The following is an 18,646-nucleotide window of genomic DNA, read 5'->3' as shown; positions in this document are numbered from 1 at the left end:
GATCGTAAATCTAAAATCAAAAGATGAAGGAACAATCCAATATCCCGACCGGCAAAGTGGAAAGGGCTGGACGTTTTATAACCACGGGATTAAAAGTAGGCTCCAACTATTTAAAGCACTATACCAAAAAGCTCATGGACCCTTCTATCAGTAAGGAAGAGCTGCATGCGGATAATGCGGAAGATATTTACGATACCCTTAGCCAGTTAAAAGGCAGCGCCTTAAAGGTAGCGCAAATGTTAAGCATGGATAAAGGCATGCTGCCCAAGGCTTACACAGATATGTTTGCCATGTCGCAGTACAGCGCCCCGCCACTTTCCGGCCCGCTGGTAGTGAACACCTTTGTAAAAACGCTGGGTAAATCACCTTCACAGCTATACGATAAGTTTGACCTGCATGCTTCCAATGCTGCCTCCATTGGGCAGGTGCACAAGGCATGGAAGAACGGCCAGCAGCTGGCTATTAAGATCCAGTACCCCGGTGTGGCCAACAGCGTAAAATCCGACCTGCGCATTGTAAAGCCATTTGCCGTGCGCATTGTGGGCATGAGCGAGGTGGATATGGATAAATACTTTGACGAGATCGAGACCAAGCTGCTGGAAGAAACCGATTACCAGCTGGAGCTGCGCCGTTCCGTAGAGCTGTCGGCCCTTTGCGCGCATATTCCCAACCTGGTATTTCCCCGCTATTACCCGGAGCTTTCCTCTGACCGTATTATTACTATGGACTGGCTGGATGGCTTTCACCTGAAAGAGTTCCTGTTACGCAACCCTTCACAGGAGGTGCGCAACAGCATTGGACAGGCGCTGTGGGATTTTTATGATTTCCAGATGCACCAGCTGAAAAAAGTGCATGCAGATCCGCACCCCGGCAATTTCCTGATGCGGGATAATGGTACGGTAGGCATTTTTGACTTTGGCTGCATAAAGGAGATACCGGAGGATTTTTATACCAACTATTTTATGCTGGTCGATAAAACCATCCTGCAGGATGATGCCAAACGGATGCAGATCTACATGAACCTGGAGATGATCCACCCATCTGATACGGATAAGGAAATTACATTTTACTCCGGGCTTTTCCAGAAAATGATAGACCTGCTTACGCTGCCTTTTACCGTAACCAGCTTTGATTTTGGCAATGAAGAATATTTCCAGGAAATATATGCCTACATGGATTATGTGTACAACCTGAAAGAAGTACGCGATTCCAAGGTAGCCCGTGGCTCCCGCCACTCGTTGTATGTGAACCGTACTTACTTTGGCCTGTACTCCATATTAAGCGATCTGAAGGCAGAAGTATACACCGGCGCAGGCCGTTTTAAAACGCTGATGCAGTAAGCAGGGCTATTGCCTGTCAAGGTTTTTCAGCTTCAACAGCGCCTGCAGGTAAGCCTTTCCTCTTTTTGTCCGGCAATTATCCAGCTTTGCTTGCAGGCACATCCTGCTTTCAGGACCGGGCAGGATATTTAAATCAATCAGGGATTGTTGATCTATCATGGATGAGCGTATAATACCGGTAATGAATATACGCTAATAAGTGTCTATAGAAATGTTAAAACAAGGCAGGTAAAATACATTTGCAACATTGTTTCATTTTTTATTTATCTTCGCTTTATGGAGCATAAACAAACATTAGACGTTATTATCATCGGCGGCAGCTACGCGGGCCTTTCTGCTGCCATGGCCCTGGGCCGTGCCCTGCGGCAGGTATTGATCATTGACAGTGGTAAGCCCTGTAACCGGCAAACGCCGCACTCCCATAACTTTCTTACGCAGGATGGCGCTACCCCGGCTGCCATAGCGGCTCTTGGCAGGGAGCAGGTACTGGCCTACCCTACCGTTCAGCTGAAACAGGGAAAAGTGGTGAACGCCGTGCAAAAGGATAATGCTTTTGTAGTAACCACTGAAACGGGTGAGCAATTCACCGCCGCTAAATTATTGCTTGCCACCGGCGTACAGGATATTATGCCCCCCATTCCCGGGTTTGCGGAGTGCTGGGGCATTTCCGTGCTGCATTGTCCTTATTGCCATGGTTATGAAGTAAAGAACACACCTACCGGCGTACTGGCCAATGGAGAAATGGCATTTGAGTTTAGCAGGATGATCCGCCACTGGACTAAACAGCTTACCCTTTTTACCAATGGCCCTGCTGCCTTAAAGGATGAGCAAATGGCCCAGCTAAAGGACTGGAATGTACCTGTACAGGAACAGCCTGTCGCAAACATCATCCATGAAAAAGGCTACCTGCAAACCATTCAATTGCAGGATGGCAGCGCACATCCGCTTACAGCGCTCTACACCAGGCCGGCCACGCCGCAGCAGGATATTGTACAGTCGCTGGGCTGCACGCTTACAGAAAACGGCTATGTAGTAATTGATGATTTTCAGCAAACCACTGTACCCGGTGTGTATGCAGCAGGCGACAATACCACCATGTTCCGCGCAGTAAGCGTTGCAGTTGCAGCCGGTACCAAAGCCGGCGCTATGATGAATAAAACATTGATAGAAGAAGGCAGGTAATGCTTACTCTGCCTTTAAGCTCTTTACCGGGTTGGTAAGCGCAGCTTTAATGGATTGAAAACTGATAGTGGCCAATGCAATGGCTATCACCAGCATGCCGGCCAGTGCAAACATCCACCAGCTGATGTTTACGCGGTACTCAAAATCCTGCAGCCACTTGCTCATAGCCCACCATGCAATGGGTGATGCCAGCAGCACTGCTATCAGCACCAGCTTCACAAAATCTTTGGATACCAAGGCCGTTACCTGGGCTACAGAAGCGCCCAGCACCTTGCGGATACTGATCTCTTTGCTGCGCTGCTCCGCCATATAAGCGGATAATGCAAACAGGCCTAAACAGGCTATAATAATGGCCAGTATGGAAAAGCAGGTAAATATGCGGCCGGTACGCTGCACATCATCATACATCTGTGCAAAACGTTCGTCCAGGAAATTATAGCGGAAAGGCTGGTTAGGGGCAAAACTTTTCCATACACCGGTGATCGCGCTAATCATCTTTGTCATATCTGCTGTATGCACTTTTACAGATACAATGGTAGGGCTGTTACCCAGCGACATACAAAGGGGGCCCACCTTACCGCGCATGGATTCAAAATTGAAATCCTTCACAATCCCGATCACCTGGTAATGGCCATTACCGGCATTCATAATACGCTGGCCAAGCGGGTCTTCTTTGCCGGGGAATAATTTTTTTGCCAGCGTTTGATTGATGATAACGGCCTGTGAGTCCGTAGGCATGTCTTTGGAAAAATTACGGCCGGCCACCAGGTGCATACCCATTGTAGCCAGGTAATCATGATCCACCTTCCAGAACTGCGCAAACTCCGGCATATCAATCTTGTTTCTGCCATCTTTCCAGAGGCTGTTGCCATTACGTTTGGTATTGGAAACCGGTAAAAAGTCGCTCACAGCCACATGCGCCACATTAGGCAGCCGCTGCAGCTCACTCTTAAAGGTTTGCACCTTATCACCCAGGGTATGCGCACCCTGTATCATCACTACCTGCTCCTTATCAAAGCCTATCTTACGGTGAAGGATATACTGCATTTGCCGGTAAATAACCACCGTACCAATAATAAGGATAATGGATGTGGCAAACTGGAACACGACCAGGATACTTCTTAGATTGGAATTTTTAGTGCCGCGGCTAATACTGCCCTTCAATACCTGCATGGGCTGAAAGGATGAAAGATAAAACGACGGGTAAATACCTGCCAGCAGACCAATGGCCACAGCAGCCACTAACAGCGCAGGCGCCAGCCAGGGCTCATGCCAGGGAAATACCAGCGTTTGGGCCGACAATTGATTGAAATAAGGCAGCAGCACCCAGGCCAGGAAGCTGCCCAGTATAACAGACAGGAAGCTGAATAAAAAAGATTCTGTAAGGAACTGTTGTACCAGGCTGCTGCGGAATGCGCCGATCGTTTTTTTCAAACCCACTTCCTTAGCGCGATTGGCTGACCTGGCAGTGGAAAGGTTAATGAAATTAATACAGGCTATCAGCAGTATGAAACAGGCAACAGCACCAAATAACCATATAAAACGCATATCACCATGGTTCTGTATATTGTCACTAATATTATGGGAGCCGAGATGAATATCACTTACCGGTTGCAGGCTTATCCGCAGCTCCAGTGTTTTACCCAGGCGGTCCAGGTCCTTATTACCGGCCTCCCTCATGATAGGGATATAATACTTCTTCAGGATATTATCACCGATACTTTTACCCAGCAGTTTGGCATCTGTGCCAGGGCGCAGCCGCACATAGTTATCATAGTTGCTGGACATCCAGTTAGTTTGCTCACCCTTCCAGAACGACACGCCGGAAAGGGTTAACAGGAAATTGTACTGCAAATGAGAAGTGGACGGCAGATCTTTCATTACGCCCGTTATGCGATAAGCATAATCGGTGTTATCATTCAGCAGCATCACCTTTCCAATGGGATCTTCATGCGGGAAATATTTTGCTGCCATCCGCTGAGAGATCACCATGGTCTTGGGCTCATCCAATGCGTGTGCAGCATCTCCGGCCACCATTGGCCATTGAAAAATATTCAGCAGCTGCTGATCCATGTAGGTAAACCCTTCTTCGTATGTATTTTCAACTTTATCGGCCCGCCGCAGCTGGTTGCTGCCTGCACCGGTGAACAGGCGGTTGGACATTAAGCGCCCTGCTTCTTCAACCTCAGGGAAATCATCTTTTAAAGAACGGGCAAACGGCGCCGGGAAGGATACGCCTTTTTCATCTACTCCATTGTCAATGGATTCGCCTATTACCCGGTAAATGCGGTCAGCATTAGGATAGGAACGGTCATAGCTTAGCTCATGCCTTATGTATAACGTGATCAGCAAACAGGCTGCAATGCTTAATGCAAACCCGCCGATCTTGATGACGGTGTACATCTTTTGCTTCAATAATTGTCTTACGGCAATTTTAAAGTAGTTCTTCAGCATGAGAAGGCATTTAACCCGGATTGCACAAAGTAAATGCCTGCCTGTGCCCTGCCTGAAAACCAATACATTAAGAGGCCAGAGAACATAGAAGCTGTCCGTTTCCGGACAGGCAATGTCCGGTATTTAAAGACTACACCCTTCCCATCAGCGGGTCGGTAAAGCTGGGCTTACCGGTTTCCACACGGCCGGCATATCTTTTCTCAAAACCGGCACGCCCTTTTATCTGCACGCTGCAATCGTACCAGCCATGGCTTTTGCCAAGCATCAGCAGCATGTTTTTCGTTTGCCCTGGCGCCAGTTCAAGGCTGCGTGTACCGGTTTTATAGGCATTATCAATTACGTTAACGGTATATTTTTCTTTACTGCTGTTTTGCAGGTGCAGGGTTATATTCCCTGTAAGCTCAAACGCTTTACCTGGCGCCTCCTGGTACTGGCAGCTTACCTGTAATAAGGGGTCCTGGCTGTTACCGGTGAATTCCCGGAAAAAACCATTGGGGCCATGTACCTGCAGGTGATACTGCCCGTTATCAAAATCCTCCAGGGGCCAGGTATCCTGCAGCTCCCCGCCGGCAGCCACGCCGTAAGACCATACCCGCATATCTTCTGTTTTATATTTACCCGGTGCATAAACCAGGAAAGGCGCGCCGGCAGCCTTTTTACGAAACACTTCCTGTTTGGCTGCAAAGTGAATACCGAATGATCTTTTATCTTCACTTAGCTGCCCTTCCACATACAGCTCATACGGCAATACACAGGCATGACGAATGCCTTTTTCCTGCTGCATGCTGTCTATCAGCAAAGGATTGCGTTTCACCTGCGCTATATCAGCGGCGGTAAATGACCGGTAGCCCTGCGGTAATCCTTTGAACTGCGCCTTATGTACACTTTCAATAAATGCATCTTTTTCTACCACAGCAGGCAGCGCTGTTTTTTCGCCGTTATACGGGCGGAATACCGATGACAGGTCTCCGCACACCGTGCGCCGCCAGCTGCTGATATTTGATTCTGTTACCGCTTTGCCGGTTTTGTGCTGCAGGAATGTTTCCAGGAATTGCAAAGACGATGTATGATCAAATACCTGCGAATTTACCCATCCACCGCGGCTCCAGGGCGAAGCAACTACCATGGGTACACGATAACCCAGTCCAATAGGGCTTTCACGCTTATGCTCCTGCCGCAAATAGGTTTTGCGCTGCTCCTGTTCCATGCTTACGAATTCCACACCTGCATCCACACCCTGAGAAACCTTACCGGTGGCGGGGTTCTGCGGGTCGGGCGCTACAAATGGCGGCACATGATCAAAGTAACCGTCGTTCTCATCATAGGTAAGCACAAAAATGGTTTTCTTCCATACTTCCGGGTTTTGTGTAAGAATGTCCATTACTTCAGATACATACCAGGCGCCATACCAGGCAGCGCCGGGATGATCTGAAAAGTTTTCCGGCGCTACCAGCCAGGATACGGTAGGTAAAACACCGTTCTTCACATCTTCCCGGAACTGGTACAGCACATCGCCTTTAGGCACGGTCACTTCGCGGGCAGTATCGCCATCCTGGTAGCTAAGCGTGGTGAGCTCTCCAAAATGCGGATCTTTATGATTAGCGCAAAATGCTTTCTCATGCAGGTTCTTATCGTGCTGCGAAAGCTGCGCATATTTTTCGCGGGTGTATATCTTCTGATCTTCCTGCACTCTTTGCAGCCTGGCCTTTTTTTCTTTCAGCTGTTTTTCCAGCGCGGCGCGGTTAGCATCTGCAGCCGGTAATGCAGCCAGCTGTTTTTCCAGCTCAGTTATTTCACCCGGTAATGTGGCAATGCTTTTTTCCAGGTAAGTAATGTAGCGGTCAGAGAGCTTTACATTGTACTGTGTAAAGAACTCAATAGGATTATCTGTGAAGTTAGCCAGCCAGGCGTCTTTTTCGCCGGTAAAGCCACCGTCTACGCTAATATCGTTCTGGTAAATTTTCCAGGAAATACCATTTTCTTCCAGCCTTTCCGGGTAGGTTTTATAATTCACCATGCTGTCATAATCTGCTTCCTCATTCCATACCAGCGCATTGGACTGGCTGTTCTGTTCTGCACGGATGGTGCCGGTCCAGAAGTATAAACGGTTAGGCGTAGTACCGGTAAGGGAAGAGCAGAAGTGCTGGTCGCACACGGTAAAAGCATCTGCCAGTGCGTAATAAAATGGAATATCCTGCCGGGTATAATACCCCATGGTTAGCGGCATCTTTGCATATTCAGTGTGCCCGGATTGTTTTGCATCCAGCCATTTATCGTATTTACCATTATTGCGTGCATCCACCTGGTTACTCCATGCATGGGGCAAAGAGCCCATCCAGGTAACCTTTGTATCTTTTATATCCAAACGGAAAGGGGCATACGTTTCGCCGGCAGCATTGGTTTGCAGCCATACCGGTTTTTTATCGGGCAGGTTTATGGCACGGGGATCATTAAAGCCACGTACGCCCTGCAGGCTGCCAAAGCAGTGATCAAAGGAGCGGTTCTCCTGCATCAGGAATACAATATGTTCTGCATCCAGGAAAGTAGTGCCGGGCGCGGGGTTAATGGCTAATGCTTTCTGTACTGAAGCGGGCAATGTGGCAAAACCGGCTGCACCGGAAAGCAGCGCAGCCTTTTTAATAAAATCCCTTCTGGAATCCATAGCGGTACATGATTGTTATGCTATAAAAGTATAGAACATATTATAAATCAGTACCGGCATTTTAGAATTAAAGAGAAAATAATATAGGTTAATGCTCCTTCGGCTGCGTCATGCTAAACCAGTTACCACAGCCATCGGACATAATACATTCTATACCGTAAAACTGCTCTTTGGGAGCGGACTTAAACTCTACACCCTTTGCTTTCAGCTCCTCATAGGTGGCATAACAGTCCGGCGTATAAAATACCCCGGCGCCCATTAAACCTTTTTCCAGCAATAAACGGATGGCAGCCTGCGCATCAGGCTCTAAACCAACTACCGGCATCAGGATGATCTCCAGGTCCGGCTGTTCCGGTGTGTTCAGGGTTAACCAGCGGAAACCGCCGGCAGGCGGCTGTTCCTCACTACCGTCCTCAGAGGCGGCATCGCCCATTACTACATCGGTATTTACTTTAAAGCCCAGCTTATTCACATAAAAATCATAGGCTTTGTCCTGGTCCAGCACAAACAGGGAGGTGTGCGACATTTTTGTGATCATAGCAGTTGTATTTATACAGGCAAAACTATAATGCAGCGGGGGAATACAGTTCTTGGATCTTGCTTTATTGCCGGTTCAGCTTATACCCTTCAATAAAACAATGCGGAATAAAAGTACGGGGTTGCGCTTTAGCCTGTTGCTGCTGCACAATACGCATGTTGCGGTAGTGCTGCGGGCCTATGCCGGTTTCTTTTTTAAACAGGGTACTGAATGAGCCTATGCTTTCAAACCCAACGCTGTTGCATATTTCGCTTACACTTAGCCCCTGTTGTGCCAGCAGGTCCCGGGCTTTATCCATACGCCGCCGGGTAAGGTAGCGGTGTGGGGTGCTGCGATAAATGCGGGTGAACAAACGGTGAAAATGAAAGCGTGACAAAAACGCCTGTCCTGAAATTTCCCCCAGGTCAATGGCCTCATGGTAATGCTCATCTATGAACAGCTTGGCGGCAACAATACGCTGATAGATATCTTCAGGAAGCTGCATAAAAAGGTTTGTTATTCAAATGTAACGATTGGGCTGCATTTTTTAATAGGTGCCACGCTGAACAACTGTAATTAATTTTTGTTATATTCAATGCCGGTTCTGTAGCAGTGAATGTCAACCAAACCTTTTTCAACTATCCATGCAGGAATTTATTCTTTTGATCTGGCAGGATGATACCCTGCTTTCAGATGATCAACAGCAGGCGCGCAGCAAGCAGCTTTCCCGCTGGATCCGGGACCTTTCACAGCAACAGCTGTTTGTTACTGCGCACACTTTCTGGGACTATGGGTATACGGTTACCGGCGAGGCTAACAGGCCGTTGCGGAACATTAATCCTATCAGGGGCAATATGCAGATAAGCGGTTACATGATCGTGCTGGCAAAAAGCATCCAGGAAGCCACCTCACTGGCTAAAGCATACCCCGGTATTAATTTTGGCGCGGAAGTAGAAGTACGGGAGCTGCGGCGATCGTGAACGCCTATTCTCTCCAGGCGTGGTAAATGGCCATTTCACAGCCATCCCGGATTATAGCCACTATGCCATTGGTGGTAGTGTGGTTATTTCGTATATTTAATAAGCATGAATCTGGACGCATACACATACCTGCAGCAGGTGCGCGCCATTGCGCTGGCCCTACCCGGTGTAACAGAAGCTCCCTGCCATGGAACGCCAGGCTTCTGGGTGCATAAAAAGCTGCTGGGCCGTATTAAGGAAGATGGTGAAACCCTGGCCATTCGCACCCAGGAACGGGAAAAGTGGATGGAAGCCGCCCCCGATATCTTTTTCATTACCGATCATTACCAGAACTATCCCATGATGCTCATTCACCTGGCTAAAGTGGATCAAAAAGACCTGGCCGGCCTTTTCCTGGCTGCCTGGAAAGAACGGGCGCCTAAAAAGCTGCAGCAGGCGTATGAAGAACCGGCTAAAAAGCAAAAAAAGTCGTAGCCGTTCCCACCGCCCTGCCTGTCCCCAAACTTTCCTCATTTCCGGCTTTTACTTTATCTTAATGCTGCTAAACAGCTTCCTTTCATGAACCGGAGAACTTTTCTGACCAATACCGCCCTGCTGAGCGCCGCCCTGCCACTGTCTTTGACTGCCCGGCCACATACGCCGGAGCAGGATGACACTTTTGTGATTAATGCCGGTATTGGCGGTAACAATACCCAGGATCTGCTGAACCGCCTGGAAAAAGATTGCCTCTCCCACCAGCCGGAGCTCACGGTTCTGATGGCAGGCACGAACGACAGTATGAACCATGATAAATACATTCCTTTAGAACAATATAAAGCCAACCTTACAGAGCTGGTACAACGCATTGGTAACAGCGGCAGCAAGGTGCTTTTAATGACCATCCTTCCTTTTTACACCCCTTACCTGCTCACCCGCCACCCGGCTTCTTTTTTTGCCAATGAAACGCCGGAAGAGCGGCGCACGGCCATCAACAATGCTATACGGGAAGTAGCGGCCGCACAAGGGGCTACCCTGCTGGAGCTGGGCGCAGTGTTTGAAAAGGTTGGACAAGTGGGAACCGATAAAGCAGCGCTGCTGCGGAATGAAGCCAACAGCCGTAGTAAGGATGGGGTGCACCCTACTGCAGATGGTTACCGCTTTATAGCGCTGGCCGTGTATGATTGTATCACCTACAAACAGCTGCCGGCAAAGCGGGTGGTTTGTTTGGGAGATAGCATTACACAGGGTTCCGGTGGTACGGAAGCAGAAAGCTACCCCGCTAACCTGGGAAAATTATTGTTGCAATAAATTGGGAATGGCACACTGCTAGAATAGCGGTACCGGCGTCAGGGACGACGATGTTCTCTTGTGTTTCCCGTCTATCCACTTATTCAGCTTATAGCTCAGGTATGCAGACCCGGTGCCTATCACCGCGCCTACCAGCACATCACTGGGATAATGCCGGCCCAGGTACATGCGGGAATACCCAACAGCGCCTGCCCAGGCAAATGAAGGTGCTATTACATACCATTTGGGATATTCAAGGCTAAGCGCCGCCGCACAGGCAAACGCAGTAGATGTATGACCAGAGGGGAAAGAAGGACTATTATCTGTTTGGGCTGTTAACAGCTCAGGGTGATTCATAAAAGGCCGGTTACGGCGGAATGCATTTTTCATAGCGGTACTGGCGCCAAAACTTATTGCCAGCGCACCTACAGTAGTCCAGCCATTTTGAATGGTGGTTTTATTGCCGGTGGCATACCCTACCACCAGCTGTCCGATGGGTAAAGCGGCTGATACGGTGTACATGCTGTTGCTGACACCCGTCATAAAACCGTCAAATTCATCGTCGCGGTTGTAATTAATAGTTCTGAGTAACTTGTAATCAAGGCCTTGCGCTTTCACCTCAGGCCGGTAGGCAAATACTAGCAGCGACAGCAGTAGGACACGTACAATTCTTTCCACGGAATACTTTTTATGAGTACTGATAACGAATTACATTGCAATCTAGTATGGGATTCTGGATAAAATCTGTAGGTTTTGGTCTACAAATACAGGATCATAGTCCACAACATTATGCATCTCACTAAATATACCAAATATTTTGAAATCACCAAATCACATGAATATGGCAGGGGCCGCCCATAGGGCATCTTAGCCTGAAAATCATTTCCTTATCAGTGCAAATACTCCTTATAAAAACTTATTATATTTGAACTAAATACCCCCCTTATATGGCGAAACAGAAAACCCAGCCCACCAATAGCAGTGTTACTGCCTTCCTGGATACGATAACAGATGAAAAAAAACGTACAGACAGCTATGCCATCCTGGAGCTGATGCAGCAGGCCACCGGCTATGCACCCAAAATGTGGGGCCCCGCCATTGTGGGCTTTGGCAGCTACCATTACAAATACGACAGCGGGCATGAGGGCGATGCGCCTTTAACCGGCTTCTCACCCCGTAAAGAGGCTTTTACTTTTTACCTGATGCTGGGCTGCTTTGATCACTCTCCCCTGCTGGAAAAGCTGGGCAAACACAAAACAGGCAAAGGCTGCCTGTATATCAAAAAGCTGGAGGATGTAGATACCACTGTGCTGAAAACAATGGTTACACAGGCCAGCAATGCCATGAAAGAAAAATACCCCGGTTCATTATAAGTGAGCGACAACCTCCTCCAGGTATTCCATACTTCTTTTTTCTGCCGCGCTTTGTAAAATAATGCCGGCGGGAAACAGCTCCTCCCGCAAAGCCCTGTACAGGTCTATACTCTGGCGCAAAGCATCCAGTAAGGATAAAGGTTTGTATTGTGGTACAGTGGCCATTAATCTGTCCAGGTCTGCGGGCGGTAAATTGGTTTCCAGCCGCCGCATACCCCGTGGCTGCAACCCGTTCCGGACCTGTAACAGCGGTGCCAGTACCCGCGCCCGTAAAAAGGACAGCATATCCATGGCTTCAAAATACTCTCCCCGCCCCAATTTGGTGGCTCCGTAATGTACCCAGGTCCAGAAGCGGTCTTCCAGCCACTGGTAGTCCGGGTAAGGCCAGGCAGCCGTGGTATTGCTGATGATGTTTGTTAGCTGCTGATCCTTTTCCAGCAGCACCACGGGGTTTTCCACGCGATGATGGAACTCCGCTAAGGTCAGGAATTTAATATCCACATGCAGCAGCGGATCATCGTACAAACAAATGAGCAAACGGGGCTCGCCCACATGCTCGCCGGTAAAGGCATTCAGCAGCTTGCCAAATTGCTGCGCATAGGCCAGCATTTGTGTTTTGTTACCGGCAACAGCATCGCGGGTAACCAGCACCAGGTCCAGGTCAGAGAAGGCATCTATTTCATTCGTGATCCAGGAACCGGCTGCTGCCAGGCCAATTACGCGGTCATCATCTTTCAGCATGTTTACTACGCGGTTAGCAAAGTCTTTTTGTATCATAACGAACTCAATTTAAAAAAGACTTTTAAAGCCAAACGCTGAATGCTAAACGCAGAACGCTAAAAGCTAAAGGCTAAATATCCTGTCTACAGAAAACCGGCCGCCACCGGTAAGGAGCAAAGCCACGCACATCCCTATCACCAGCAGGTGATATTCAAACCCCTCCTGCCCTGCCGGCGCCTGTGCAAACCAGTTCATGAAAAAACCGCTTTTATAATGCACCACTACAATCATCCCAATGAATAAACCCATGATGCCTACGGCAGCAACACGGGTGGCCAGACCACTTAGCAGCAGTAGTGTGCCACCGCATTCTACCAGTATTACCATTACAGCTGTAAAGGTTGACAGGCCAGTGGTTTGCGTGAGGTAATGCATTTCGCCGGATAATCCCGGGCCATTAAACCATCCGAATAATTTTTGTGCAGCATGCGGAAAAATAACCAGTCCTAATGTAAGGCGTAAAATAAGGCCGGGCCAGTTGTTATCTGTACTAAAGATCTGTTGGAACATAACTTTGTGCTTTAATTTTTATAGTGCAAAGTTGCAACGGGTAAGCACTTTAAAACATTGATCCAGGATAAAAAAAAGCATTGATAAATATCACGGTCCCCTGTTCCATTTAACGGTTGCTTTCCACCACTTGTTAATCAGCAGCAGCCAATTACGCAATGGTGGCTGGCCGGCACAGCAATATGCTCTAACTTGCCACGTATATTATTTGACCCCAAAAATTCCCTAATGAAAAATTTGCTACTAACCCTGTTACTGGCCATTTCTGTCATGTCGTTCAGCAGCTGTTATTCCTACCGTATTGCTACCAAAAACCAGGAAGGTTCGGAGATCACCAGGCTAACCGCGCATAGCTGGTTCTGGGGCCTGGTACAAAAGCCCAAACAGCTTAGCACCCCTAATTGTGATAGCCTGAATATCTATGGCATGTCGGAGGTGCGGGTTAAGACCAACCTGGGTTATGCGCTTGTTACGGTAGTTTCCCTGGGCATTTATTGCCCGGTAAAAATGGAATACCGCTGTGGTAAACCTTGTCCTAAAAACGGCCGGTTATGAGCATGAAAATTTTTAAAACCAACAATACCCAGTGGGAGAACCGGCATGAAACCTTTGCCTATACCATCCAGAACCTGTATGAACTGGGCAATGGCAGCGGCACAGCGCTGGATACGTATAATGCGGCCACCAAAGGCTTTCAGCAGCTGATACAGGAAGCCATTAACAATGGCAGCGCTTTACGCGGCTTAGGCGCAGGCTGGTCATTTACTCCCATTGCCGCTACCAATGGTATTATACTGGATACAAAGGCGCTGAACACGGTGTTTGAAATTTCACCGGCCAGTGTTACGGCGGCGTATAAAGGCGATCCGTCAAAGCTTTTCCTGGCGCAGTGCGGCACCGCCATATGGGAGCTGTCTGCGTATCTGAAAGAGCGTGGGCTTTCCCTGAAAACATCCGGCGCCAGCAACGGGCAAACCATTGTAGGCGCTATATCCACGGGCGCACATGGATCGGCCTTTGATGTAGGCGCAGTGCAGGATGTAGTAACGGGCATGCACCTCATACTGGCGCCGGACCGGCACATATGGCTGGAGCGCAGCACCAATCCCGTGGTATCAGATAGCTTTATTGCTTTACTGGATGCCGAGCTGGTACGGGATGATGAGCTGTTTAATGCTGCGCTGGTGAGCTTTGGCAGCTTTGGCATTATTCACGGGGTAATGATAGAAACAGAACCGCTCTTCCTGCTGGAAGCCCATCTTGAATGCAGGCCTTTTGATGCCGCTTTACGCAGCTGGATGCAAACACTGGATTTTTCCAAAGCTACGCTGCCGGGCGGGAATGAACGCCCTTACCATTTCCAGGTGATCATTAACCCATATAACTTACAAAAAGGCGCTTATGTTACCAGCATGTATAAAAGGCCCTACCGCACTGGTTATACCCCACCGGTAAGCAATACACAGGGCATTGGCCCGGGCGATGATGCACCCTGTTTTATAGGCAAGCTTACAAATGCCATACCCAGCACCGTGCCTCTGCTGGTAAATAATTTACTGGCTGGCGCACTAACACCCTACAAAAACCAGCTGGGCTGTTTAGGGGAAATATTCTCCAATACCGACCTGCATGGCAAATTGCTGAGCGCTGCCGTTGGTATACCGCTTGAGCATGTGAATACGGTTATAGACCTGTTACTGGCCCTCAATAATTCCAAGGGCCCCTTTGCAGGACTTTTTGCTTTCCGGTTCATAAAGCAGTCCGGCGCTTTGCTGGCTTTTACGCGATTTCCTTACACCTGTGTAGTGGAGCTGGATGCAGCCTTTTCCAAAACCACCTACTCTTTTTACAAAGCAGTATGGAAAGAGCTGGAAAAGCAGCATATACCTTTCACCTTTCACTGGGGCAAGGTGAATGAGCTTACGCCTAAGCGTATGAAAAAAATGTACGGTGAGCGGCTGGATGCCTGGGTAAACGCCAGGAACCAGTTGTTAAAGCCAGATGCAAAAAAGGTATTTACCAATACTATTATGGAGCAATGGGGACTGTGATCCTTATTGATGTGTGTAGGATTCCAGCTGTGTTTCCAGCATCTTTTTATAATACCGGAAACGGATGTCACTCAGCTCCCCGGCCACTTTCACGGCCAGGTCATACAGCCCGTTCAGCTCATCATTCTGGAAAGTATTGTCCTTGAAATAGGTATAACGGGTATCTATAAACGCTGATATCTTATTGTATAGGTCACCGGGTGTTTCCGGGGTGATCACCTGTTCATTAATAAGCGCCTGCAAGGCTCTTTTAAATTCCCATTCATAATTATTGCGCAGCTGTTCTACGGCTGCATTCACCTGCCCCAGGGTAAGGTTGCCGTCATAAAAGGGCTGTAGTGTAGTGTTGATCTTATGCACAATTTCCAGGTAGGCATCATTGCGTTTGCCAAATGCCTGGAACTGCCGGTACTGCGCCAGCACATGCTCCTTCTGGCCATTGGCATTGGTATAAAAAAAGCTGAAGGCCTCTTTATCCAGCTGCGCCTGCTGCGCTTTTAATTGTTCGATCTCTTTTTCCAGCCGGGCTATGATGCTGTCACAATCGTGGTGGGTATACTTGGCGCCATCAAAGTCAAAGCTGGTAACATCCAGCCGTTTTTCCTTAATCGCTCTTAAAATGGCCAGGTCGTTCTCATTGCTGGTAATGGAAGCCTGGATCTGCCCGTTCTCTTCGCTGAACAGCGTTTCAAAGCCGCCTTGCTTTGGCGTATATTCGTTAGCGTTAAGATCCCATTCCGTTACGTTAATATAACGGCTGTCATAAAAGCCCTTGTAGGCAGCCGGCAGGCGGTAAGTTTCCTGCTGTTCTGCATGCCAGCTATCAAACTCCCGGTCATCGTAGTGCTTTATTTCACCTTCCATAGGTACTGCGTGGTACAGGTTAGCTGTGAGCTTTTCCTGCAGGGCCTCTGCATCGCGGAACAGCACCCAGGCGCTGGTATCATCGGCCGGGACATCCATGGCCACCTGCTCCAGGTGCACCTTACGTTCTTCCAGCGTAGGGTGGCTGGCCCATTGATTTTTATAATTGATCCTGGATTTGGAAAAAGAGCGGATGAACAGGTAGCTAATGTCCGGCAGGCCCTGTTTCAGCGGCAGCTGGTGCTGGCTGGCCATAGAACGGAACACGGTAAGCTGGTTACGGAAAATATTACGGGCCACCTTTTTCTCGCGCAGCCATTCATTGGCCGCATTAATGGCAGAGGTGTAGCAGCCGCCGGCCACCTCTACCCTGCTCAGTGCCGTAACCAGGTTATTACCGCCTGCTACACTGGCCGCAATGGTATCTGCATGAAATTCCATTTCCCGGCTCAGGGCCAGATAGCTTTTGTTGATCAGCTTATACATGCCGCGCAGGATCCATTGGATGCCCTGCGCTATCTTGATGGTAATGTTGGCAAAAAGGGCCAGGTAGCTGTGCAGGTTACCCCAGGCCTGCAGGAAAGCCGTATAACCATTGTTATCATACAGCATGTTATAAATAATACGGTTAGTATTATACGTAAAGCTGCCCAGCTTCATACTGCGCTGGCTAAAGTGCCCAAACTCATGTGCCATTACCGCTTTAAACTCACTGATATTAATGCTGTTCACCAGCCCCAGACCTATTTCCAGGTTCTTACGTACGGGCAGGAACATGCTCCAGAAGCTGGAATGATAAAATACACAGGCATTTACATCCGGCGACAGGAATATTTTTTTCGGGAAACGGGTATTGGTATCGGTGGTAAGCCGGCGTATGAAGGCAAAGAGCTGCGGCTGCTCTTCTTCTGTAACCGGAATGCGCGCGGCATTTTCATCCTTCGAAACCGCAAACATAAACTTCACCAGGAAGTACAGCACGGAAATACCTACACATATCAGCCCTCCACCTAAAATGATAGTGATCAACTTAGGTAAATGTACTACTATCCAGATACCGGCATAACAGCAGGCAATGGCCAAACCCACGGCCACAGCCAATAACAGCACATAGGTGATTAAAAAAAGCAGGATAGCGATAATAACTTTAACGGCTTGTTTTCTGAATCCGGGTGATGGCGTTAACTTTTCCGGATAAACATGGGCCGGCGGCAATGGATACGACAATGAATTCATGGCACAGGTTGTAGTGTTGGCATTGGTAAATATTACACAACATAATAAAAAAAATCTATAAGCCAAAGCAGCACATACCTTAATGGCATGTGCTGTGGATGTATGGTATGGGGATGAAAGATCAGCTGATGGCAGGCGGTGGTACGGGAACAGTGGCCAGCCGGGCTTTTTCCTTAGAGATCCTTCTGCCCCGGAAAAACAGGTGCAGGTTAAAGAACAGCATGATCCCCAGGTAGATGCAAAATCCGCCTATTTTGGTGCTCAGTATTTCCAGCAGGCGGCGGTTGCTGGCAATGTCAACCGCGATGGTCATTGCCGCAAAAGCAAAACCCAGATTCAGCAGGTAAAAGCCGGTTTCAAACAGCTTGTTGGTGGCGCCGGCAATTTCCGCCTTGCCGCCAAAAATGTCCAGCATGAACACTTTGCTGTTTTTAAACAGGGTATGCGCTACATACCAGGTTAATAAGATCACCACAGGCAGGTAAATTAAATAGGCCACGAAATTGTAAGAGGTTTGCATACAACTATATTTTAGAATGAGTAATGAATTGATCCCGTTTGCTGATAAAGTAAATGCTGGCCATGTTGCAAAAATGGATGAGCGCCAGTGTAAGCAGTATTTTGCCGGTCATGGCGGTAATGCTGCTCAGCAGCTCCGTCCAGGTGTGAATAGTATCCCAGGTAGTGAGCATCAGCGCGGCGTAGCCAGGTTCAGCAAGTAATAGCCCACCAGTAGGATCTTGTTTATAAAGTCTGTAAGCGCAGCATCCTGCCGTAACAGGTTTAGGATGAACAGGCGCCCATTGCGGTAAAAGATGAATCCTACGCGCACCGTTACCAGGTAAGTTATGAGCAGGTAAATGATATAGGCAAGTGTGTTCATAAGTGCGAAAGTTCCTGACAAAGGTATTCCGCCTTTCCGAATTTTCAAAATTTTCTGAAAATTCATTATTGATTAATAATTAAGATTAATAGGGCAAGAAAGGCTAGTAATTAGCTTTTAGCCTTTAGCGGTTAGCAGTTAGCGGTTAGTGATTAGCGGTTAGCCTTTAGCCTTTAGCAGTTAGTGATTAGCAGGTAGTGGATAGCGGATAGCGGTAGCGGATAGCGGTAGCGGATAGCGGTAGCGGATAGCGGTAGCGGATAGCGGTAGCGGATAGCGATTAACGGATAGCGGATAGCGATTAACGGATAGCGGATAGCGATTAGCGGATAGCGGATAGCGATTAGCGGATAGCGATTAGCGGATAGCGATTAGCGGATAGCGATTAGCGGATAGCGATTAGCGGATAGCGATTAGCGGATAGCGAGTAGCGGATAGCGATTAGCGGATAGCGATTAACGGATAGCGATTAACGGATAGCGGTAGCGGTAGCGGTAGCGGATAGCGGTAGCGGATAGCGAGTAGCGGATAGCGAGTAGCGGATAGCG

At 48.5% G+C, this 18,646-nt stretch carries 19 protein-coding genes; 8 read left to right on the top strand and 11 right to left on the bottom strand.

The genetic code is table 11. The features are described 5' to 3' along the window. The first annotated feature begins 23 nt into the window (after positions 1-23). Both BMZ54_RS08535 and BMZ54_RS08530 read left to right on the top strand, forming a co-directional pair. Entirely contained in the window at positions 24-1,340 is a 1,317-nt protein-coding gene (locus BMZ54_RS08535) for an ABC1 kinase family protein (protein WP_089909193.1), read from the top strand. 276 nt (positions 1,341-1,616) lie between these two features. Then, positions 1,617-2,522, top strand: a complete 906-nt coding sequence (locus BMZ54_RS08530; RefSeq protein ID WP_089909190.1) for an NAD(P)/FAD-dependent oxidoreductase — start codon at positions 1,617-1,619, stop codon at positions 2,520-2,522. A 3-nt stretch (positions 2,523-2,525) separates the two neighbouring features. On the opposite strand, the gene BMZ54_RS08525 is transcribed toward BMZ54_RS08530, so the two are convergent. The 4 genes from BMZ54_RS08525 to BMZ54_RS08510 all read right to left on the bottom strand — a co-directional run bounded on the left by BMZ54_RS08525 (position 2,526) and on the right by BMZ54_RS08510 (position 8,660). Next, positions 2,526-4,976: an ABC transporter permease gene (locus tag BMZ54_RS08525; protein WP_089909187.1), complete on the bottom strand. Its 2,451-nt coding sequence runs from the start codon at positions 4,974-4,976 to the stop codon at positions 2,526-2,528. A 130-nt stretch (positions 4,977-5,106) separates the two neighbouring features. Next, complete coding sequence (locus tag BMZ54_RS08520) at positions 5,107-7,638, bottom strand: phosphocholine-specific phospholipase C (protein WP_089909184.1); 2,532 nt, start codon at positions 7,636-7,638, stop codon at positions 5,107-5,109. A gap of 88 nt (positions 7,639-7,726) precedes the next feature. Continuing rightward, on the bottom strand, positions 7,727-8,176 hold the full coding sequence (locus tag BMZ54_RS08515) for a VOC family protein (RefSeq protein WP_089909181.1): 450 nt from the start codon (positions 8,174-8,176) through the stop codon (positions 7,727-7,729). A gap of 64 nt (positions 8,177-8,240) precedes the next feature. Beyond that, positions 8,241-8,660, bottom strand: a complete 420-nt coding sequence (locus BMZ54_RS08510) for a helix-turn-helix transcriptional regulator (protein ID WP_089909178.1) — start codon at positions 8,658-8,660, stop codon at positions 8,241-8,243. Positions 8,661-8,799: 139 nt separating this feature from the next. Between BMZ54_RS08510 and BMZ54_RS08505 the strand changes: the two genes are divergently transcribed. The 3 genes from BMZ54_RS08505 to BMZ54_RS08495 all read left to right on the top strand — a co-directional run bounded on the left by BMZ54_RS08505 (position 8,800) and on the right by BMZ54_RS08495 (position 10,422). Then, positions 8,800-9,135, top strand: a complete 336-nt coding sequence (locus tag BMZ54_RS08505) for a YciI family protein (RefSeq protein ID WP_089909174.1) — start codon at positions 8,800-8,802, stop codon at positions 9,133-9,135. A gap of 105 nt (positions 9,136-9,240) precedes the next feature. Beyond that, the gene (locus BMZ54_RS08500; protein WP_089909170.1) at positions 9,241-9,609 is read left to right on the top strand and encodes an MmcQ/YjbR family DNA-binding protein; all 369 of its coding nucleotides are present in this window, start codon (positions 9,241-9,243) and stop codon (positions 9,607-9,609) included. Between the two features lie 84 nt (positions 9,610-9,693). Next, positions 9,694-10,422: an SGNH/GDSL hydrolase family protein gene (locus BMZ54_RS08495; RefSeq protein ID WP_089909166.1), complete on the top strand. Its 729-nt coding sequence runs from the start codon at positions 9,694-9,696 to the stop codon at positions 10,420-10,422. Between the two features lie 18 nt (positions 10,423-10,440). Here the strand turns inward: BMZ54_RS08495 and BMZ54_RS08490 are convergent, their stop codons facing one another. After that, entirely contained in the window at positions 10,441-11,079 is a 639-nt protein-coding gene (locus BMZ54_RS08490) for a phosphatase PAP2 family protein (RefSeq protein ID WP_238386531.1), read from the bottom strand. 269 nt (positions 11,080-11,348) lie between these two features. Between BMZ54_RS08490 and BMZ54_RS08485 the strand changes: the two genes are divergently transcribed. Continuing rightward, positions 11,349-11,774 carry a DUF1801 domain-containing protein gene (locus tag BMZ54_RS08485; RefSeq protein WP_089909163.1) on the top strand — a complete coding sequence of 142 codons (426 nt, stop codon included), beginning with the start codon at positions 11,349-11,351 and terminating at the stop codon, positions 11,772-11,774. Here the strand turns inward: BMZ54_RS08485 and BMZ54_RS08480 are convergent. Both BMZ54_RS08480 and BMZ54_RS08475 read right to left on the bottom strand, forming a co-directional pair. Then, positions 11,769-12,551, bottom strand: a complete 783-nt coding sequence (locus BMZ54_RS08480) for an aminoglycoside 6-adenylyltransferase (RefSeq protein WP_089909160.1) — start codon at positions 12,549-12,551, stop codon at positions 11,769-11,771. The two genes, BMZ54_RS08485 and BMZ54_RS08480, sit on opposite strands and share 6 nt — an antisense overlap. A 66-nt stretch (positions 12,552-12,617) precedes the next feature. Then, on the bottom strand, positions 12,618-13,064 hold the full coding sequence (locus BMZ54_RS08475; RefSeq protein WP_089909156.1) for a DoxX family protein: 447 nt from the start codon (positions 13,062-13,064) through the stop codon (positions 12,618-12,620). A 228-nt stretch (positions 13,065-13,292) separates the two neighbouring features. Between BMZ54_RS08475 and BMZ54_RS08470 the strand changes: the two genes are divergently transcribed. Both BMZ54_RS08470 and BMZ54_RS08465 read left to right on the top strand, forming a co-directional pair. Next, positions 13,293-13,619, top strand: coding sequence for a Bor/Iss family lipoprotein (locus BMZ54_RS08470; protein WP_089909152.1), 327 nt, complete (start codon positions 13,293-13,295; stop codon positions 13,617-13,619). Further along, positions 13,616-15,115 carry an FAD-binding protein gene (locus BMZ54_RS08465; protein ID WP_202909185.1) on the top strand — a complete coding sequence of 500 codons (1,500 nt, stop codon included), beginning with the start codon at positions 13,616-13,618 and terminating at the stop codon, positions 15,113-15,115. Before BMZ54_RS08470 ends, BMZ54_RS08465 begins: the two co-directional genes overlap by 4 nt. 3 nt (positions 15,116-15,118) lie before the next feature. Here the strand turns inward: BMZ54_RS08465 and BMZ54_RS08460 are convergent, their stop codons facing one another. From BMZ54_RS08460 to BMZ54_RS08450, 4 genes are all read right to left on the bottom strand, one after another. Next, the gene (locus BMZ54_RS08460) at positions 15,119-17,089 is read right to left on the bottom strand and encodes a M48 family metallopeptidase (RefSeq protein WP_202909184.1); all 1,971 of its coding nucleotides are present in this window, start codon (positions 17,087-17,089) and stop codon (positions 15,119-15,121) included. A gap of 247 nt (positions 17,090-17,336) precedes the next feature. Beyond that, the gene (locus BMZ54_RS08455; protein WP_089909146.1) at positions 17,337-17,735 is read right to left on the bottom strand and encodes a hypothetical protein; all 399 of its coding nucleotides are present in this window, start codon (positions 17,733-17,735) and stop codon (positions 17,337-17,339) included. A 4-nt stretch (positions 17,736-17,739) separates the two neighbouring features. After that, positions 17,740-17,907, bottom strand: a complete 168-nt coding sequence (locus tag BMZ54_RS32905) for a hypothetical protein (RefSeq protein ID WP_156093010.1) — start codon at positions 17,905-17,907, stop codon at positions 17,740-17,742. After that, positions 17,907-18,098 carry a hypothetical protein gene (locus BMZ54_RS08450; RefSeq protein WP_089909142.1) on the bottom strand — a complete coding sequence of 64 codons (192 nt, stop codon included), beginning with the start codon at positions 18,096-18,098 and terminating at the stop codon, positions 17,907-17,909. The genes BMZ54_RS32905 and BMZ54_RS08450 overlap by 1 nt, the downstream gene beginning before the upstream one ends. Between the last annotated feature and the right edge of the window lie 548 nt (positions 18,099-18,646).

Source organism: Chitinophaga rupis (assembly GCF_900109685.1).
GTDB classification, from domain to species: Bacteria; Bacteroidota; Bacteroidia; order Chitinophagales; family Chitinophagaceae; genus Chitinophaga; species Chitinophaga rupis.
Note: the sequence above shows the minus strand (reverse complement) of the source record. Positions and strands in the feature narration are given on the sequence as shown.

Excerpts from the sequence above, each read along its gene's own strand:
- BMZ54_RS08535 (WP_089909193.1), top strand. The coding sequence starts at position 24 with ATGAAGGAACAATCCAATATCCCGACCGGCAAAGTGGAAAGGGCTGGA.
- BMZ54_RS08530 (WP_089909190.1), top strand. The coding sequence starts at position 1,617 with ATGGAGCATAAACAAACATTAGACGTTATTATCATCGGCGGCAGCTAC.
- BMZ54_RS08525 (WP_089909187.1), bottom strand. The coding sequence starts at position 4,976 with ATGCTGAAGAACTACTTTAAAATTGCCGTAAGACAATTATTGAAGCAA.
- BMZ54_RS08520 (WP_089909184.1), bottom strand. The coding sequence starts at position 7,638 with ATGGATTCCAGAAGGGATTTTATTAAAAAGGCTGCGCTGCTTTCCGGT.
- BMZ54_RS08515 (WP_089909181.1), bottom strand. The coding sequence starts at position 8,176 with ATGATCACAAAAATGTCGCACACCTCCCTGTTTGTGCTGGACCAGGAC.
- BMZ54_RS08510 (WP_089909178.1), bottom strand. The coding sequence starts at position 8,660 with ATGCAGCTTCCTGAAGATATCTATCAGCGTATTGTTGCCGCCAAGCTG.
- BMZ54_RS08505 (WP_089909174.1), top strand. The coding sequence starts at position 8,800 with ATGCAGGAATTTATTCTTTTGATCTGGCAGGATGATACCCTGCTTTCA.
- BMZ54_RS08500 (WP_089909170.1), top strand. The coding sequence starts at position 9,241 with ATGAATCTGGACGCATACACATACCTGCAGCAGGTGCGCGCCATTGCG.
- BMZ54_RS08495 (WP_089909166.1), top strand. The coding sequence starts at position 9,694 with ATGAACCGGAGAACTTTTCTGACCAATACCGCCCTGCTGAGCGCCGCC.
- BMZ54_RS08485 (WP_089909163.1), top strand. The coding sequence starts at position 11,349 with ATGGCGAAACAGAAAACCCAGCCCACCAATAGCAGTGTTACTGCCTTC.
- BMZ54_RS08480 (WP_089909160.1), bottom strand. The coding sequence starts at position 12,551 with ATGATACAAAAAGACTTTGCTAACCGCGTAGTAAACATGCTGAAAGAT.
- BMZ54_RS08475 (WP_089909156.1), bottom strand. The coding sequence starts at position 13,064 with ATGTTCCAACAGATCTTTAGTACAGATAACAACTGGCCCGGCCTTATT.
- BMZ54_RS08470 (WP_089909152.1), top strand. The coding sequence starts at position 13,293 with ATGAAAAATTTGCTACTAACCCTGTTACTGGCCATTTCTGTCATGTCG.
- BMZ54_RS08465 (WP_202909185.1), top strand. The coding sequence starts at position 13,616 with ATGAGCATGAAAATTTTTAAAACCAACAATACCCAGTGGGAGAACCGG.
- BMZ54_RS08455 (WP_089909146.1), bottom strand. The coding sequence starts at position 17,735 with ATGCAAACCTCTTACAATTTCGTGGCCTATTTAATTTACCTGCCTGTG.
- BMZ54_RS32905 (WP_156093010.1), bottom strand. The coding sequence starts at position 17,907 with ATGCTCACTACCTGGGATACTATTCACACCTGGACGGAGCTGCTGAGC.
- BMZ54_RS08450 (WP_089909142.1), bottom strand. The coding sequence starts at position 18,098 with ATGAACACACTTGCCTATATCATTTACCTGCTCATAACTTACCTGGTA.